At 36.3% G+C, this 18245-nt stretch carries 14 protein-coding genes, 1 tRNA gene and 1 rRNA gene; 14 read left to right on the forward strand and 2 right to left on the reverse strand.

The genetic code is table 11. The features are described from left to right. Positions 1-28: 28 nt before the first annotated feature. The 8 genes from rsmD to MHB61_RS09975 all read left to right on the forward strand — a co-directional run bounded on the left by rsmD (position 29) and on the right by MHB61_RS09975 (position 6842). Positions 29-568 carry a 16S rRNA (guanine(966)-N(2))-methyltransferase RsmD gene (gene rsmD, locus MHB61_RS09940; RefSeq protein WP_003132655.1) on the forward strand — a complete coding sequence of 180 codons (540 nt, stop codon included), beginning with the start codon at positions 29-31 and terminating at the stop codon, positions 566-568. A gap of 47 nt (positions 569-615) precedes the next feature. Continuing rightward, positions 616-1113 (forward strand): pantetheine-phosphate adenylyltransferase, encoded by a 498-nt coding sequence (gene coaD, locus MHB61_RS09945; RefSeq protein ID WP_010906348.1) that lies wholly within the window; start codon positions 616-618, stop codon positions 1111-1113. Then, entirely contained in the window at positions 1100-2128 is a 1029-nt protein-coding gene (locus tag MHB61_RS09950; RefSeq protein WP_003132657.1) for a SepM family pheromone-processing serine protease, read from the forward strand. Before coaD ends, MHB61_RS09950 begins: the two co-directional genes overlap by 14 nt. Before the next feature lie 120 nt (positions 2129-2248). After that, positions 2249-3106, forward strand: coding sequence for an Rgg/GadR/MutR family transcriptional regulator (locus MHB61_RS09955; protein ID WP_003132658.1), 858 nt, complete (start codon positions 2249-2251; stop codon positions 3104-3106). 141 nt (positions 3107-3247) lie between these two features. Beyond that, positions 3248-5332, forward strand: a complete 2085-nt coding sequence (locus tag MHB61_RS09960) for a radical SAM protein (protein ID WP_310916008.1) — start codon at positions 3248-3250, stop codon at positions 5330-5332. Further along, positions 5325-6152 (forward strand): radical SAM protein, encoded by an 828-nt coding sequence (locus MHB61_RS09965; protein ID WP_137016648.1) that lies wholly within the window; start codon positions 5325-5327, stop codon positions 6150-6152. The genes MHB61_RS09960 and MHB61_RS09965 overlap by 8 nt, the downstream gene beginning before the upstream one ends. Continuing rightward, the gene (locus tag MHB61_RS09970) at positions 6149-6358 is read left to right on the forward strand and encodes a hypothetical protein (protein ID WP_003132661.1); all 210 of its coding nucleotides are present in this window, start codon (positions 6149-6151) and stop codon (positions 6356-6358) included. Before MHB61_RS09965 ends, MHB61_RS09970 begins: the two co-directional genes overlap by 4 nt. Continuing rightward, positions 6345-6842: a nitroreductase family protein gene (locus MHB61_RS09975; protein WP_003132662.1), complete on the forward strand. Its 498-nt coding sequence runs from the start codon at positions 6345-6347 to the stop codon at positions 6840-6842. The genes MHB61_RS09970 and MHB61_RS09975 overlap by 14 nt, the downstream gene beginning before the upstream one ends. 337 nt (positions 6843-7179) lie before the next feature. On the opposite strand, the gene adhE is transcribed toward MHB61_RS09975, so the two are convergent. Both adhE and MHB61_RS09985 read right to left on the reverse strand, forming a co-directional pair. After that, positions 7180-9891 (reverse strand): bifunctional acetaldehyde-CoA/alcohol dehydrogenase, encoded by a 2712-nt coding sequence (gene adhE / locus MHB61_RS09980; RefSeq protein WP_003132664.1) that lies wholly within the window; start codon positions 9889-9891, stop codon positions 7180-7182. 231 nt (positions 9892-10122) lie between these two features. Next, positions 10123-11148: a lactonase family protein gene (locus MHB61_RS09985; protein WP_003132665.1), complete on the reverse strand. Its 1026-nt coding sequence runs from the start codon at positions 11146-11148 to the stop codon at positions 10123-10125. A 358-nt stretch (positions 11149-11506) separates the two neighbouring features. On the opposite strand from MHB61_RS09985, the gene rpsB reads away from it, so the two are divergent. The 6 genes from rpsB to MHB61_RS10015 all read left to right on the forward strand — a co-directional run bounded on the left by rpsB (position 11507) and on the right by MHB61_RS10015 (position 18184). Continuing rightward, positions 11507-12274, forward strand: coding sequence for a 30S ribosomal protein S2 (rpsB, locus tag MHB61_RS09990; protein ID WP_011836067.1), 768 nt, complete (start codon positions 11507-11509; stop codon positions 12272-12274). A 120-nt stretch (positions 12275-12394) separates the two neighbouring features. Continuing rightward, on the forward strand, positions 12395-13423 hold the full coding sequence (gene tsf / locus MHB61_RS09995; protein WP_003132668.1) for a translation elongation factor Ts: 1029 nt from the start codon (positions 12395-12397) through the stop codon (positions 13421-13423). A gap of 204 nt (positions 13424-13627) precedes the next feature. After that, complete coding sequence (gene ezrA / locus MHB61_RS10000) at positions 13628-15358, forward strand: septation ring formation regulator EzrA (RefSeq protein WP_003132670.1); 1731 nt, start codon at positions 13628-13630, stop codon at positions 15356-15358. A gap of 255 nt (positions 15359-15613) precedes the next feature. Then, positions 15614-16105, forward strand: coding sequence for a hypothetical protein (locus MHB61_RS10005; RefSeq protein ID WP_014570828.1), 492 nt, complete (start codon positions 15614-15616; stop codon positions 16103-16105). 366 nt (positions 16106-16471) lie between these two features. Then, a 16S ribosomal RNA gene (locus tag MHB61_RS10010) occupies positions 16472-18018 on the forward strand. A gap of 93 nt (positions 18019-18111) precedes the next feature. Then, positions 18112-18184, forward strand: a tRNA-Ala gene (locus MHB61_RS10015). Positions 18185-18245 lie beyond the last annotated feature (61 nt).

Genomic DNA, 18245 nt, shown 5'->3' on the forward strand with positions numbered 1-18245 from the left:
TTTGAAATTTTGTGATATAATTATTTTCATGAGAGTAGTATCAGGAAATTATGGCGGAAGACCGCTGAAAACATTGGCAGGAAAAACAACAAGACCAACCACCGATAAAGTTAAAGGAGCCATTTTTAATATGATTGGCCCTTATTTTGAAGGGGGACGTGTTCTTGATTTATTTGCAGGCTCAGGTAGTTTGGCAATTGAAGCCATTTCAAGAGGAATGGATCACGCCATTCTTGTCGAAAAAGACAGAGCAGCTCAACAAGTCATTTTGGAAAATATCAAGATGACCAAAGAGCCTGAAAAATTTCAATTATTAAAAATGTCAGCAGAACGAGTCTTATCAAACTTGTCAGAGACTTTTGATTTAGTCCTCTTAGACCCACCTTATGCTAAAGAACAAATTGTTGAAAACTTAGAACTTTTGCAAGAGAAAAAACGACTGACAGAAAATGTAATTGTCGTCTGTGAAACAGACAAGGAAGTTGAACTCCCTGACCTAATTGGGAAATTAGAGCTGACCAGACAAAAAACTTACGGAATTTCTAAAATTTCAATTTATGAATTTTGACTTTTACTGACAGAAATTCTGTCAGTAAATTAAGAAAGAAAAAAGTAATGACAGAAAAAATTGGACTCTTTACAGGAACTTTTGACCCACTGACAAATGGTCATTTAGACGTTATCAAACGTGCCAGTCAACATTTTGATCAACTTTATGTTGGAATTTTTAAAAATGACCAAAAAAATCCACTTTTTCCAACTGATAAACGAGTGGAAATGCTAGAAGAAGCACTGACAAGTCTGTCAGTAACTCATAAAGTCAAAGTCATCAAACATGAACGTGATTTGACAGTGAATATTGCTAAAAAACTTGGCGTGACAGCTCTGGTTCGTTCTTTACGTAATAGCCAAGATTTAGAATATGAAAAAAATATGTTCTATTTTAATATGGAGATGACAGGCATTGAAACCATCTTTTTCTTAGCAAAACCAGAACTTGAACCATTAAATTCAACACGGATGCGAGAATTACATGCCTTTGGTCAAGATGTCAGTGCTTGGGTTCCAGAAAATGTGAGTCGTGAATTAAGGAAATTAGATGAAAAAAAATAAAAAAATTAATCCCAAATTAAAATGGGGAATCTCGATTGGTCTAATTGTTGTTGCCCTTTTAGCTTTATTTTATCCAACAAGTTACTATGTGGAAATGCCCGGAACAACCGAGCCTTTAGGAAAAATGGTCAAAGTTGAAGGCAAAAAAGATGAACATAAAGGTGATTTTTTCCTGACGACTGTCCAAATTGCACGAGCAAATCTTGCTACAATGATTTACAGCCATTTTAATAGTTTTACAAGCATTTACAGTGAGCAAGAAATGACTGGTGGACTTAACGACGCACAGTTCAACCGTGTCAACCAGTTTTACATGGAAACGGCACAGAATACAGCGATTTATCAAGCTTTTAAATTAGCTAATAAACCTTATGAACTTAAATATGAAGGCGTTTATGTCCTTGATATTGCCAAAAATTCGACCTTTAAAAATAAGCTAGAACTTGCAGATACGATTACAGCAGTCAATGGTCAACAGTTTACATCAAGTGCCGACATGATTGCTTATGTTTCCAAACAAAAAGTCGGTGATTCAGTAACGATTGAATACACGAGAATTGACGGCACAAAGCACAAGTCAACTGGCAAATACATCAAAATTGCTAATGGAAAAACAGGAATTGGGATCAGCCTAGTTGACCATACTGAAGTCGTGACGACTCCAAAAGTTACTGTCAACGCGGGTTCAATCGGTGGTCCCTCTGCGGGGATGATGTTTACACTAGAAATTTACAGTCAGTTGACAGGAAAAGATTTGCGAAACGGTCGCGAAATTGCTGGAACTGGGACGATTGAACATGACGGAAGCATTGGCCAAATCGGCGGTGTTGATAAAAAAGTAGCCACAGCGAGCAAAGAAGGGGCAAAGGTCTTCTTGGTGCCTGACTCAGGCACCAAAAAAGAAAGTAGCAACAATTACCTTGGAGCCAAAGCCGCCGCTAAAAAACTAAAAACGAAGATGAAAATCGTTCCCGTCAAAACTATTCAGGACGCTTTAGATTATTTAGAAAAATAAAAACTACTGACAGCTTTTCTGTCAGTAGTTTTTTCATCTAGTTTACAAGCTAAAAGCAAAGTTGTATAATAATTTCAAATAATTTAATAAATTTGGAATATATGACAAAGGGAAAATGAAATGGAAAAAAATTTAAAAACCGGAGAAATCATTGCTTTTATCAGAGAAACGAAGCATCTAAAATTAAAAGAAATGACTGGTGGTTCTTTTTCAGAATCTCAGCTCGCAAAATTTGAAAAAGGAGAAACAGAGATTACGGTGGGTAAACTATTTACCGTCCTAGAAAATTCAAATGTCTATTTAGACGAATTTCAAAATCTTTATAACGACTATGAACAATCAGATGAATACAACTTTCGTCACAAGTTGGCGGTTGCTTATGCGCAAAAAAACATCGAGAAAATCGTAGAAATTCATAATTTTTGGAAAGAAAAATCTCAACAAAATCCTGAAAATAAATACTATAAAATTAATGAAACAGTAGTTAAAACCAACTTTGTAATGGTTCAAAATGCAGAGGATATCAAAAAAGATACTGATCTTTTGATGAACTACCTTGAATCTGTCAGCGAATGGGGACGCTATGAACTGTGGGTTTTTGGCAATTGTCTTCGACATTTTGATGATAATGCACTAAAGTATTACGGAATGCAAATTTTAGGAAAATCAAATTATTATCATTCAATTCATCTCAATCAACAGATCGTAATAAGAACATTTTTAAATCTCATTGATACTTGGTTACGTCGAGAAAACTTAATACAAGCTTTTAAATATATCAACCATTTAAAAGAAATAGGAATAAGTATCAATTTTTTCTATGAAAAAATTCTCTTTGAATATCACAAAGCTCATTATAAGGTATTGCAAAAACAAAACGGAGCGATAGAAGAAATGAAAAAACACGCGCAAACTCTTGCAGATTATGGTTTCCCACTAGAAGCAAAGGTCCTTTTTGAAGAAATTGAAAAATTATAGGGCTTTGGCATATATTCCAAAAGAAAATTTCCACCCAATTTTATATGTTAAGATACAGATAATAAAAATTATCTGTATTTTTTTATAGATTGGAGAAGTAAGATGATTAATTACCTAAAAAATCCACTGTTCCTGACTTGGATGCTTACCAACAAATGTAATTTAAGGTGTAAATTTTGTTATTTGGAAGATTATCAAGGAAAAGAGTTGGAGCTTGATGAAATAAATCAGGTCCTAGATATTATACAAGATAAAGAATTTACCCATGTTTCTCTATTGGGCGGTGAACCGACAGAATGTGAGTACTTTGAACATATTATTATTCAACTAGAAAAATTGAGAATTTCATACTCATTTTCAACTAATGGTCAAAAACTATTTAGAAATGAAGAGTTAATTAGAATACTTTCTAAATCCAAATATTTAAAAGAGGTTCAAATTTCTTTAGAGTCTCCCCAAAAGTTAATCAATGACGCAGTCAGAGGGAAAGGAACATTTGAAAGTGCAATAAAAAGTGTAGCACTATTAGTAAAAGAGAATGTTCCTACACGGCTTGCTATGGTCGTGACAAAAGAAAATAATTCTACCATTCAACAAATGATTGATATGTGTGCCACATTAGGGTGTAGAGAATTGCGATTAATGCCATTTATGCCCATGGGAACGGGATTATTAGAAAAAGAACGCCTATTCATGGATTATGAAGGTTTAGTTCGAGCATGCTCAGATTTAAAAATACCAGATAATCTAATTGTCACAACTTACCTAAAAGAAGAGAATACCGCTGAAACTTTAGGTTGTGGTGCTGGAACAGCTGCCTGCGTTATAAATAGTGACTTGACACTTTCAGCCTGTCCTGTAGTATCTCAAACCCAAAAATCTATCGAAAAATTAGGTAACGATGGTTCAAGTTTTGATTACATATGGGGAACAAGTTCGATTTTTAATATATGGAGAGCGGGGAAATATCGAAAATCAACCTCGTGTAACTTATGTCCGCTATTTGAGGAATGTGGGGGGGTACCAATGACTCAATTTTTCAATGGTCAGAAAATTTTATTCATAAATAGAATACTTTTTGATGATGCATTTATAACGGTTGTAGAGGTTATATTTTTCAGTGTGTATTTAAAGCTTTCTTTTTCAGATTTTTCAAGTATTATGGGCTTATGTTTGTTAATTTCGTTGTTCGTTCAGATTCCAACAGGTTACTTATCCGATAAGTTCGATAGGAAATTAATGTTAGTATTAGGAAATGGTGCGGAAATTGTGTGTCTTATAACTTTACTTTTTCTTCCTAGTTTGATAAAAGGCTCTTTATTTATTCCAGTTTTAATTATAGAAATTATAAGAACAGGCATGTTGGCTTTAGCGAGTGGTAATTATGAAGTGTTAATATTTAATATGTTTAAGAGAGAAGGAAAAACTGAAAAAGATTTTATGGAGAAATCCGCCTCATATTTTTCCATAGGAGCGATTATAGCAGCAATTTCTGGATTTGTTTCCACGGTTCTATTTTCCTATCTAGTGATTTTGCCACTTATATTGGATTTATCGATAAAAATCATCAAATTATTATCTGCTATTTTCATGTGTTCTGAAGCGATACATAAAGAAATGACAAAAATAAAAATGAAAGTAAAGTCCTTAAATCATAAATTGTTATTTCTCTTGTTCTCGCTTGCCCTTTTATTTTGTATTTCAAGGGGGACATTTTCTTTATACCAACCAGTTATGACTTCATTAGGTATTCCTCTTTATTATTATGGCCTACTTATTATGATAGTGAACCTGTCGATATTCGTTCTTTTGAGAGTTTTGAAAAAGAAAGTATCGCTGTTCAAACTTTCAACATTACTCCTTGTTTCTTTTGCGGTTCTTACTTTTCAAGGAGTATTGGTAATTGAACATTTTATACCAGGAAATCTTTTTCGTTTTTTGATTGTAGCGATAATATTTTCAAGTATGCAGATTATCAGACTATTTTCAGAAGGACTCTCCTCTTATTTTATCAACACCGCGATTAAGGATAGAGACGATAAAACAACTATTTTTTCTCTTTATTCTACAATGGCCCAGCTTTTACTATCTGCTTCTTTCTTCCTGATGGGTGTTGTTCAAGGGGGAGTTGATAACTATTTGATGACCTATTTATATATTAGTGCAATTTTTGTCCTAATTATTATGGCTTTAGGTATCTTTGGAAAGGGGAAAAAATATGTTTAGAGATGACGAACTTTTTTTACCAATTAAGGTGTATATATATTTAACTAATCATTGTCATTACGAATGTGATTACTGCTTCCTTAAAGAAATGAAGATGTTAAATACAAAGGAGATCTCAAAAGAAGATTTAGAAAAAATAGCTTATTATTTAGAAAAATATAAAGTACCATTAGTTGCTATTTGTGGGGGAGATCCAATTCTCCACCCAAAACTTATTTATTTTGTCCAATTACTATCAGAACATAAGAATTATCCAACTATAGCGACTAATGCAGTTGACGTATCCTATAAGTATTTATATCAGTTAAAATCAGCAGGAATTCGATATTTACAGATAGGCATTGATAGTTTGCGATATTCAAAATTGGATAATTACAAAGAAAACGGGCATCTTAGAAAAGTTGAAAAAACTGTGAAATATTTAAAAGAATTGGGGATATTATATGGTTTTGCAACTTGTGTCACTCGAAAAAATATTGGAGAGCTTAGTAAAATTGTGAGTTATGCTAAAGAAACAGGAGCCGAACTGTTGAAACTTTCAACTTATGATGGAGAAAATCAAGTATATAAATTAACAGAAATTCAAAAAGAAGAGTTAAAAATCTTTGCAAGACAATATAATACTGATGGGATTTATGTACGCTACTCGCCTGTTCAAGAAACATTAAATTATGTATCGGAATATCCCTCCCTGACAATATATGCAAACGGGGATTTAGCAATTGAAGAAACAGGAGATGTTATTGGAAATATTTCCACTTCTGAACCAGCTGTAGAATATAAAAAATATATATTAGAAAAATGGAGAACAAATAAATGAAGTATAAATTAAACCCATTATTTACGCTCAGAAAAACAGATAAAGCAGTCTTCAATTTCTCAAGGGCGGAATTAACACAATTCAACGATACAGGTTTTGATATTTTATTGGCAGTTCTTGAACAAGAAAGTGATAGAGAGTGGACAGATGATGAAGATGAATTTCTGAAAGAGTTAATCAAGGAGAAAATCGTTGAAGAATCTTGAAGAGCTTATTCAACTAAGAAAATCAAATAAATTTCATAATATTGGTGTAAATGTTGAAAGTGTAATAGAAGTAGTAAAAAAATCCTACTATAATTTTGAGAAACATAGCGTTCCTTCTGCCGGAGCTATATATGGTTTGAAAGTTTTACTTTTTTATAAGAACAATAAAAAAATATTTAACTCTAAAGGGGAGATAAGTACAGAGAAATTCGAGATAAATCAAATTAAAAAAACTTGTTTTTATGATGATAAATATTTTTCTTCAAGTTCAATTCTTATTGCTGTGGCATATGATTACGATAAATATTTTGGTAAATATGGTAATTGTGGGATAAGGTATGCTTCAATCGAATGTGGTGCTTTTCTGCAAAATTTTCAACTACTACTTTCAGAAAAAGAGATATACGGTTGTCCATTAGGCTTCGTAGATAATGATGCTCTGTTGGGAATAGAAGAACCCCTAATTTATTTTATTATTAATTAATCTTTGATAAGATATCCGAAGTTTAGGATTCTTATATAACTATTTGGGCTCAAAATAGTACCATAATAAGGAGGAATTTTCATGAACAAAGAAACTGTGAAAGATGTTCGCAAAGAACATAAAGAAAAACCAGAATTTAAAACAATTTCATTATTAGCATGCATGAACTCGACTTCTATCGCTAATTAATTATTGATTTTTATAGAAATATAAATCAATGGAGTGAAAAGAGCCTATATCGAAATTGATTTATACCTTTTGATAGTTGTATAAGCTATAATAAAAAATGCTCTGACGAATTCATCAGAGCGTTTTTATTATTTTTATCAACAGATTATTAGTATTGATCTAACAACAACTGTTTAATCTCATCAATTCTTGGTTGACGAGGATTAGCAGGAGTACATTGATCATCATAAACAAGGTCAGCCAATTTATCAAGTTCACGTTCAAGGTGAGCTTTATCGACACCATTTCCTGAAAGGGTGATATTAATATCAATGCTATCGGTCAATTTCTTAAGTTCAGCAACCAGAGCTTGCACAGCTTTTTCATCTGAATCATCTTTACCAGCAAATCCCATAAAGCGTGAAATTTCAGCATAGTCCTCTTGAGCACGATATGTTTCATAACGTGGGTAAGGGGTACGTTTAACGTTTCCTGTTACAGCGTTAAATTTAATGACATGTGGCATAGCAATGGCGATGGCAAGACCATGAGGAAGTCCAAATTCACCACCAATTTTATGAGCAAGTGAGTGGTTAATTCCAAGGAAAGCATTAGCGAAGGCCATACCAGCGAGTGTTGCAGCATTGTGCATGTTTTCGCGGGCTTTTTGTCCTTCTTTAGTTGGATGAGCCGGGTCATATTGATAAGACTCAGTCAAGTTTTCAAAGATGAGTTTGATCGCTTGAAGTGAAATTGGTTTTGTATAGTCAGAAGACATAACAGAAACATAAGATTCAAGCGCGTGTGACATCGCATCAATACCAGACCAAGAAACAGTACGTTTTGGTACAGTCATAACAAACTCAGGGTCAACAATGGCAACTTGTGGTGTTAATTGGTAGTCAGCAAGTGGGTACTTAACATGAGTTTCATCATCAGTGATAACTGCAAATGGAGTCACTTCAGAACCAGTACCAGAAGTAGTAGGAATTGCAACCATTTGTGCTTTATGTGGATGGTAGAATTTAATAATACGTTTACGAATATCGACAAATTTTTGAGCTAATTCTTGGAAAAGTTCTTTCAAACTTGCATCATCAGAAAGGTCAGCTTCACCACGGGCATCATATTCATAAATCAAACGACCAATCTTACCAGCATCGAGAGCAGAACCACCACCAAGACAGATGACAGTGTCAGGTTCAAATTGTTTCATTTGACGAGCGATTGCAATTGCTTCGCTCAAAGTTGGGTCAGGTTGAACAGAGCCATAAATGCTTGTTTCAACTTGAGTTGGGCGGATAGCAAGTTGTTCCAAAACTTTATCAACGAAACCAAATTTAACCATACCAGGGTCAGCAACGATGAAAGCTTTGTGGACGTGTGGCAATTCTTGTAAGTAAGAAATTGCATTTTTTTCGTAGTAAATTTCTTTTGGCAAACGAACCCATTGTGGGCGATTACGACGTTTAGCCACTGTTTTAACATTCAATAGATCGTATGTACTCAAATTGTGTGAAAGTGAATTTTTCCCCCATGAACCAGTTCCAAGTGTAAGTGATGGACGCATTGCATCAGTATAGATATCTCCGACCCCACCAATAGAATCTGGTTGGTTAACGAGGATACGAGAAGCTTCAACTTTTTCGCCATATTCTTTAACGAATGGATCATCCATTGCACCGATTTGAATTGCAGCATTATGTCCAGCACCTTGATAAGCAAGTAAGCTACGTACAATCTCAATTCCTTCTTCACGTGTTTCAGCTTTGTAGATTGAAAGCAAAGGAGAAAGTTTTTCAGAAGAAAGTGCTTCACCAATATTTTTCTTATCAAGTTCAAAAAGAAGGACATCTTTATCTTTAGGAACTTTGACACCAGCTTGTTCAGCAATCCATTGACCAGAACGACCGGCAACAGGACCAGTTACTCCAAAACCTTCACCAGCACGTTCAACAAAAACGAAACTTTCAATAGCTTTGTAGTCTTTTTTAGGAACCATATAAGCGCCTTGTTCTTGCATTTTAGCAATAAATTCATCATAAACTGAAGCATCAATAACAGCTGAATTTTCAGTGGCACAAATCATCCCATTATCAAAACGTTTTGAAAGCAAAAGGTCTTCAACGGCACGTTCAATATTTGCAGTTGCATCAACATAAACAGCACCATTACCAGCTCCAACACCGAGTGAAGGGTTACCAGATTTGAGTGCGGCGTTTACCATTCCTGGGCCACCAGTTGCAAGGATTGTTGCAAGTCCACGGTTTTGAATCAAGGCGGTAGTCATGTCAAGACTTGGTACTTCAATCCATTGAATAAAGTCTTCCGGTGCACCAGCTTCAATTGCAGCATCGTAAACAATTTTTGCTGCATGGCTTGAACATTTTTGAGCTTGTGGGTGGAAAGCGAAAACAATAGCATTACGTGTTTTTGCAGTCAATAAAGATTTAAAGATTGCTGTTGATGTTGGATTAGTCGTTGGAACGATACCAGCAAGTACACCGAGAGGGCTTGCGATTTCAACAGATCCAGCAACCTTGTTTTCAGAAATGACACCAACAGTTTTGTCATTTTTAATTGCGTTATAAACAGATTCAGAAGCAAAGTGGTTTTTGGTATCTTTGTCTTCGACAACACCACGACCAGTTTCGTTAACGGCTTCATGAGCGAGTTCTAGAGAATGTTTGCTTGCTGCAAGAGCCATTGCAGCGACAATAGTATCGACTTGAGTTTGTGTATATCCTTCAAATTTAAGAACAGCAGCTTGTGCTTTTTTGACTAATTTGTCAGTATAAGCAACAGCTTCTTGGAATTTTGCGGCTTTTTCTTCAGCGCTTAAAACTTTCTTTGCAGCTGGAGCGGCTTTTTTAGTTGCCATATTTGTAGGTTCTCCTTTGTGATTTCATTCACTTTCTTTTACGTGAATAGTTTAACAAAGTTTTTTATAGATGTCAAGTAATATTGTGATAGTTTTTACAAAAACACTCATCAAAAGTTTAGAAAGCGGTTTATAACAAGCTTTACTGAAGAAAAAAAGATTGCTAATTCTTTGAGAGGAATTAGCAATCTTTTTTAGTTTATCAGTCAAACTTTGTAAAAAAATAAATTTTTATAGTGGTAAAACACAAGTGATTTCAGGAGCGTAAAAATCTTTTTGTTCCAAAGTTAAAGTACCGGTTTTTTTATCTCGCAAGAAAAGAGATAAATTATCAGATTCTTGATGAGCGACAATGATATAATCTTCAGTTTTGTTGAAATTAAAATCGCGAGGGATATGACCTTCAGTATTTGTCCAGCCAATAGTTTCAAGTTTTGTACCAAGAGGACTTACTTTGTAAGTTGTCAAAGAATCATGTCCACGATTAGAAGTATAGAGGAATTTACCGTCAGATGAAATACGGATGGCAGCAACACCATTTGCTCCATGATAATCTTCAGGTAGGGTGCCAATTGTTTGAAGACGAGCAAAGCGTCCTTTTTCTTCATTGTAACTTAAAACTTCAATTGTTGAATTTAACTCTCCAACCAAATAAGCGATTTTACCATTTGGATGGAAAGTAATATGACGAGCACCCATTCCTTTTTCTGCCCGATAAATTGTAGCAATATTGAGTTTACCTTCACCAATGACATCATAAACAGTGACTTCATCTGTTCCCAAATCACAGGTGACAAGTCGTCCGTCAGGAGTCAAATCCGAATAATGAACGTGTGAGCTAGATTGCTCAGGACGTGGCCCAGAACCGGTATGTTTCACTGTATCCGTTAATCGGAGTGAGCCATTAGCTTGAATCTTATAAACACGAACTTCTCCAAGATGATAGTTCGCTCCGTAAACTAATTGGCGCGCTTCGTCCACGGCAACATAGCAGAGTGGAGCTCCCGTGGTTGTGACATTTCCGAGATGAGTAGCAGTTTCGCCATCAAAATCAAAGGCGGCGATTCCTCCACCATTACTATCTGCTGCACAAGTATAGAGGTGTCCCTTTTCATCGAGAGTGATATAAGTAGGGTTTTGAACCGCAGCGACTTCATTTAATGATGATAATTCAGCAGCTTTAGTGTCCAAAAGAACACTATATACGCCTTTAGATACACGTTTTGTATAGCCGCCTAAAAGGATTTTTTCTTTCATATTTCTCTCCTCACAAACTAATTTATTTACTATAATTATTTTATCACAAAAAAAGCGGTTTCAGCAAAAATATTAATTTTTTTCTTAGAAAAAAATTTAAAAACTTACTCTTTTAGTGATTATAGAGCCTAAATTAACAATTAAATTTGTCAGATAATAGGAGTGGTTAGAAAAATAGATTTACTGAACAATAGAAGCATGAATAGATACTTGCAAAAATAGGTCAAACAATGTATAATGATAGAGTTGCTATGCAACCATCTCGCATTTCGTCTCGACAAAGTCGTAGTGTACGCAAGTATTGCGGCTGCGGATGACAGATGAAAGAGGAAAAACTATTTTAAAAGGAGACATTAACATGTCAGTTATTTCAATGAAACAACTTCTTGAAGCTGGTGTTCACTTCGGTCACCAAACTCGTCGTTGGAACCCAAAAATGAAACCATACATCTTCACAGAACGTAATGGTATCCACGTTATCGACCTTCAAAAAACTGTAAAACTTGTTGACGATGCTTACAACTATGTAAAAAACGCTTCACAAGAAGGTGCAGTAGTTCTTTTTGTTGGTACTAAAAAACAAGCTGCAGAAGCAGTTAAAGAAGAAGCTCTCCGCGCTGGTCAATACTACGTAAACCACCGTTGGTTGGGTGGTATGCTCACTAACTGGAACACTATCCAAACACGTGTGACACGCCTTAAAGAAATCAACAAAATGGAAGAAGAAGGAACTTTCGAAGTTTTACCTAAGAAAGAAGTAGTTCTTCTTAACAAAGAACGCGAACGCCTTGAAAAATTCATCGGTGGTATCGCTGATATGCCTCGTATTCCAGATGTTATGTACATCGTTGACCCACATGCTGAACAAATCGCAGTTAAAGAAGCTAAAACTTTGGGAATCCCAGTTGTAGCAATGGTTGACACAAACGCAGATCCAGAACCAATCGACGTAGTTATTCCTGCAAATGATGATGCTATCCGTGCTGTTAAATTGATTACAGCTAAAATGGCAGACGCTATCATTGAAGGACGTCAAGGTGAAGATGCAGCGGAAGATTTCGTAGCAGAAGAAGCAGCTTCAGAAGAATCACTTGAAGAACTTGCTGAAATCGTTGAAGGTAAATAATTTTAACTTCAACTTATACTAATTAAGTAACTACAACAGGCGAGGCCTTACGCCTCGCCTGTTTTTTTAAATAAAACTACTGTCAATACTGACAGAAAAAACACATAGGAGATTTACAAAATGGCAGTAACAGCAGCTCAAGTAAAAGAATTACGTGAAAAAACTGGTGCAGGAATCATGGACGCTAAACGCGCTCTTGTTGAAACTGACGGAAATATGGAAGCGGCAGCAGAACTTCTTCGTGAAAAAGGGATTGCGAAAGCAGCTAAAAAAGCTGATCGTGTAGCCGCTGAAGGACTTACAGGAATTGCTGTAAACGGAAATGTTGCAGCGATTGTTGAATTGAACTCAGAAACAGACTTCGTAGCTAAAAATGATCAATTTATTGCCTTGGTTAAAGAAACAGCAGAACTTATTGCGTCTAAAAAACCAGCAACTAACGAAGAAGCATTGGCACTTGAAACAGCTTCAGGTATTACTCTTGAAGCAGAACTTGTTCAAGCAACTGCTACAATCGGAGAAAAAATTACTTTCCGTCGTTTTGCAGTAATTGAAAAAACTGATGCTCAACACTTTGGAGCTTACCAACATAACGGTGGTAAAATTGGGGTTGTTTCTGTCGTTGAAGGTGCAGATGAAACACTTGCTAAGCAAGTATCAATGCATATCGCTGCAATGAACCCTACAGTTCTTTCAGCTGATGAACTTGATTCAGAATTTGTTAAAGCTGAATTAGCACAAATGAACCACAAGATTGATGAAGACAACGCTAGCCGTGTACTTGTTAACAAACCAGAACTTCCACACCATGAATTTGGTTCTAAGAGCCAATTGACAGAAGAAGTTCTTGCAGCAGCGAAAGCTTCATTTGAAGAAGAACTCAAAGCTGAAGGAAAACCAGAAAAAATCTGGGACAAAATTCTTCCAGGTAAAATGGCTAAATTCATCGTTGACAATACAAAAGTTGACCAACAATTTGCTCTTCTTGCACAACTTTACATCATGGATGACAGCAAAACTGTCGAAGCTTTCCTTGAATCAAAAGGAGCTAAAGCAATTGCATTCACACGTTTTGAAGTTGGTGAAGGAATTGAAAAAGCTGAAACAGACTTCGCAGCAGAAGTTGAAGCAGCAAAAGCAGGACTTTAATTTAATTAAAAAGCAGCCTCTAGAGGTTGCTTTTTTTATTTTGAAAATAAAAAACGGCTTTTCGGTTAGAAAACTAAGAAAATAGTGTATTTCTTTGAAGCAATATGCTATAATTATATTTGAGATTTTCTATCTATTTAAAATCTATCTAACCTAAGTAATTAAACTATTTTTAAGTAATTAAATCATTTTATGGAGTAAAGCATGTCAAGTACTGTCATTATCCTCATTGTTGTCTTATTAGTTATTCTCGTAGCCTTTTATGCTTTTGCAATATTAATGCGAAAGAAAACAGAAGACCGCATACTAGCCTTAGAAGAGCGAAAGGAATCGCTTTTCGATTTGCCTGTTCAAGAAGAAATTGATTCTGTTAAAAAAATGCATCTCGTCGGACAATCGCAAACAATTTTCCGTGAATGGAACCAAAAATGGCTTGACTTATCATCAAATTCTTTTGCTGATTTGGAAGAACATATTTTTGAAGCTGAACAATTAAACGATTCATTTCATTTTTTCCGTGCTCGTGAATCTGTAGCGGATAGTGAGGCACAAATTGAATTAATGGAAGGTGATGTCGAAGGAATTCGTCAAGGTGTTGCTCAACTTGTTGAACAAGAAAAGCGTAATTCAAATAAAATTCAAGAATCCCTTGATTTATATGATAACTTACGTAGCGATATTGCTGACAATGCAGATTTGTATGGAACAGTTATTACTGAACTTGAAAAACATTTAGCCAATATCGAAACAGAATTTTCTCAGTTTGTAACGCTAAACTCAACAGGAGATCCGATTGAAGCGGCTGAAGTTTTGGAGACTGCTGAAGAACATACGATTGCTTTACGTGCAATTACAGAGCAAATTCCATCATTTATTAAAACAATTGAAAAAGATGTTCCTAAACGACTTGAAGAATTGCAAGAAGCGAGTGATAAATTCGTTGCAGAAGAATACATTCTTCCCGATAATGTCAACATTAAAGAAAGAATGGATGATTTACATGATCATCTCGTTGAAAGTAGTTCATTATTAGAACAATTTGAACTAGATCGAGTAGAAGCTGAACTTGGTTTAATTCAAGAAAAAGTTGAAGAACTTTATGCTATTTTTGAAAGAGAATATAGCGCACGTCGAAATGTTGAAAAACGTTCATCAGTTCTCAAAGAATATATTGAACATATCAGAGCAAATAATAAAAATCTTCTCCTTGAAATTGACCATGTTACACAAGCCTATATCCTTTCTGGAAACGAAAAAGGATATGTTAGAGGTTATCAAGAACATTTAGAATCTCTTGACTCAGATGTTGATGAAATTCTAGGAAATATTCAAGCTAAAACAATGCCTTACTCAATTCTTTCTCGTAGAGTAAATTCAGTAGTCAATGCGCTTGAAGATATTGAGAAGAACCAAATTAAGATTAGTGATACCCTTACAGGACTCAGAGATGAAGAAAGAGCAGCTCAAGAAATTGCAGAACGCTTTGATTCTGAACTCCGTACAATAAAACGTTATGTTGAAAAATGTAATCTCCCTGGTCTTCCTAAAGATTATCTCGACTTGTTCTTCACAACAGGAGATCGAGTACAAAATCTTTTCAAAGAATTAGGACGAGTTAGAATCAACATTGATACAATTAATCATCTTGTTGACGTAAGCACTGAAGATATGCACGTTTTAAAAGAAGCAACGACTAATTTGACTGACCATGCGGTATTAGCTGAACAATTGATTCAATATGCTAATCGGTATAAAGCTGCAAATGAACAAGTAGCACAAGGGATCTCAAGAGCGCTTCAATTATTTGAAAACAGCCGTGACTATGATGGTTCATTTGATGAAATTTCAAAAACGCTAGAACTTGTAGAACCAGGTGCAGCTTCTAGAATTTCAGGAGTTTATTTTAAAAATAAACCTACTCCTGATTACTTATAAAATAAAAAAGCAAGGTAAATAGCCTTGCTTTTATTTATTGGGTTATAAATTCTGAATATTCGCATAATATCGTTAGGTAAAACACGTAAAAATTATTATAATGTAATAAAAGCCATAAAAATGTCTTGGAAGGATAGATATGAAAATAGCTCATTATAATAAGATGCTCCCTGACTGTTTATTAGATATACATTCTCCACCCCTATCTTCTTACTAATAAATCAAATAAAGATAATATAAAAGGAGAACTTTCCAATGACATATTACTTGGAAGAAGAGGGTTTTGAAATTCTGTTTTCAGAAATGAAACCTATAGTCATGAAATTAATGAAACAAATTCGCATTAGAACATGGAAAATAGAGGATTATCTTCAAGAGGGGATGATTATTTTACATCTTCTATTAGAAGAGCAGAGCGATGGTCAAAAGCTGCATACAAAATTTAAGGTAAAGTATCATCAAAGATTAATAGATGAATTAAGGCGAAGTTATGCAAAGAAACGAAGCCATGACCATTTTATAGGTTTAGATGTTTATGAATGCTCAGACTGGATAAATTCAGGTGATACTAGTCCAGATAATGAAGTGGTCTTCAATCATTTGCTGGCAGAAGTATATGAAGGTTTGAGCGCACATTATCAAGACTTACTACTTCGACAAATGCGAGGAGAAGAACTAACTCGCATGGAACGGTATCGCCTTCGTGAAAAAATAAAGGCTATTTTATTTTCAGAAGACGAAGAGTGAAGAGGAATTCCCTATTTTAGTAAAAATAGGGAGTTTTTTGATAAGAGAAGAAAAAAGCAAGTTAAAAAAGACTTATTTTTTTTAATTTGTCAAAGCTAGTGGTGGTATGAAATAAAGCGAATACAGGAGAGGGAAAAAGCGAACGTAAGATAAAAAAAGGTATAAAAGTCACAGTTAATTCTTGACAAGTTTAGTTAGGTTTGATAGAATATAATAGTTGTCGCAAGAGACGAGAGTCTTGAAGCGATAAGCTAGACCATTGAAAACTGAATAAAGAAGAATGACTCATGTGATGTAGTAAGATACATCAAAAATCTGTCAATCAATAATGAAAGACAAGCCAGTCACTAAGGTGACTTAAATACTTTATTTGAGAGTTTGATCCTGGCTCAGGACGAACGCTGGCGGCGTGCCTAATACATGCAAGTTGAGCGCTGAAGGTTGGTACTTGTACCAACTGGATGAGCAGCGAACGGGTGAGTAACGCGTGGGGAATCTGCCTTTGAGCGGGGGACAACATTTGGAAACGAATGCTAATACCGCATAAAAACTTTAAACACAAGTTTTAAGTTTGAAAGATGCAATTGCATCACTCAAAGATGATCCCGCGTTGTATTAGCTAGTTGGTGAGGTAAAGGCTCACCAAGGCGATGATACATAGCCGACCTGAGAGGGTGATCGGCCACATTGGGACTGAGACACGGCCCAAACTCCTACGGGAGGCAGCAGTAGGGAATCTTCGGCAATGGACGAAAGTCTGACCGAGCAACGCCGCGTGAGTGAAGAAGGTTTTCGGATCGTAAAACTCTGTTGGTAGAGAAGAACGTTGGTGAGAGTGGAAAGCTCATCAAGTGACGGTAACTACCCAGAAAGGGACGGCTAACTACGTGCCAGCAGCCGCGGTAATACGTAGGTCCCGAGCGTTGTCCGGATTTATTGGGCGTAAAGCGAGCGCAGGTGGTTTATTAAGTCTGGTGTAAAAGGCAGTGGCTCAACCATTGTATGCATTGGAAACTGGTAGACTTGAGTGCAGGAGAGGAGAGTGGAATTCCATGTGTAGCGGTGAAATGCGTAGATATATGGAGGAACACCGGTGGCGAAAGCGGCTCTCTGGCCTGTAACTGACACTGAGGCTCGAAAGCGTGGGGAGCAAACAGGATTAGATACCCTGGTAGTCCACGCCGTAAACGATGAGTGCTAGATGTAGGGAGCTATAAGTTCTCTGTATCGCAGCTAACGCAATAAGCACTCCGCCTGGGGAGTACGACCGCAAGGTTGAAACTCAAAGGAATTGACGGGGGCCCGCACAAGCGGTGGAGCATGTGGTTTAATTCGAAGCAACGCGAAGAACCTTACCAGGTCTTGACATACTCGTGCTATTCCTAGAGATAGGAAGTTCCTTCGGGACACGGGATACAGGTGGTGCATGGTTGTCGTCAGCTCGTGTCGTGAGATGTTGGGTTAAGTCCCGCAACGAGCGCAACCCCTATTGTTAGTTGCCATCATTAAGTTGGGCACTCTAACGAGACTGCCGGTGATAAACCGGAGGAAGGTGGGGATGACGTCAAATCATCATGCCCCTTATGACCTGGGCTACACACGTGCTACAATGGATGGTACAACGAGTCGCGAGACAGTGATGTTTAGCTAATCTCTTAAAACCATTCTCAGTTCGGATTGTAGGCTGCAACTCGCCTACATGAAGTCGGAATCGCTAGTAATCGCGGATCAGCACGCCGCGGTGAATACGTTCCCGGGCCTTGTACACACCGCCCGTCACACCACGGGAGTTGGGAGTACCCGAAGTAGGTTGCCTAACCGCAAGGAGGGCGCTTCCTAAGGTAAGACCGATGACTGGGGTGAAGTCGTAACAAGGTAGCCGTATCGGAAGGTGCGGCTGGATCACCTCCTTTCTAAGGAATATATACAAAGACATGAGCATTCAACTTTATTCAGTTTTGAGGGGTTTAGTGATAAACCTAAGCAAGAATCAAATTCTTGATTGTGGGGCCTTAGCTCAGCTGGGAGAGCGCCTGCTTTGCACGCAGGAGGTCAGCGGTTCGATCCCGCTAGGCTCCATTGTCAGACAAGACGTTAAAATCACTTGAACATTGAAAACTAAATAACAATATCTAATAAC

The organism is Lactococcus sp. FSL K6-0773, from assembly GCF_038006485.1.
Taxonomy (GTDB): domain Bacteria; phylum Bacillota; class Bacilli; order Lactobacillales; family Streptococcaceae; genus Lactococcus; species Lactococcus lactis.

Coding starts and splice junctions, on each gene's coding strand:
- MHB61_RS09960 (WP_310916008.1), top strand. CDS start 3,248: ATGCTTACCAACAAATGTAATTTAAGGTGTAAATTTTGTTATTTGGAA.
- adhE (WP_003132664.1), bottom strand. CDS start 9,891: ATGGCAACTAAAAAAGCCGCTCCAGCTGCAAAGAAAGTTTTAAGCGCT.
- coaD (WP_010906348.1), top strand. CDS start 616: ATGACAGAAAAAATTGGACTCTTTACAGGAACTTTTGACCCACTGACA.
- rsmD (WP_003132655.1), top strand. CDS start 29: ATGAGAGTAGTATCAGGAAATTATGGCGGAAGACCGCTGAAAACATTG.
- MHB61_RS09985 (WP_003132665.1), bottom strand. CDS start 11,148: ATGAAAGAAAAAATCCTTTTAGGCGGCTATACAAAACGTGTATCTAAA.
- tsf (WP_003132668.1), top strand. CDS start 12,395: ATGGCAGTAACAGCAGCTCAAGTAAAAGAATTACGTGAAAAAACTGGT.
- MHB61_RS09965 (WP_137016648.1), top strand. CDS start 5,325: ATGTTTAGAGATGACGAACTTTTTTTACCAATTAAGGTGTATATATAT.
- MHB61_RS09950 (WP_003132657.1), top strand. CDS start 1,100: ATGAAAAAAAATAAAAAAATTAATCCCAAATTAAAATGGGGAATCTCG.
- ezrA (WP_003132670.1), top strand. CDS start 13,628: ATGTCAAGTACTGTCATTATCCTCATTGTTGTCTTATTAGTTATTCTC.
- MHB61_RS10005 (WP_014570828.1), top strand. CDS start 15,614: ATGACATATTACTTGGAAGAAGAGGGTTTTGAAATTCTGTTTTCAGAA.
- MHB61_RS09970 (WP_003132661.1), top strand. CDS start 6,149: ATGAAGTATAAATTAAACCCATTATTTACGCTCAGAAAAACAGATAAA.
- rpsB (WP_011836067.1), top strand. CDS start 11,507: ATGTCAGTTATTTCAATGAAACAACTTCTTGAAGCTGGTGTTCACTTC.
- MHB61_RS09955 (WP_003132658.1), top strand. CDS start 2,249: ATGGAAAAAAATTTAAAAACCGGAGAAATCATTGCTTTTATCAGAGAA.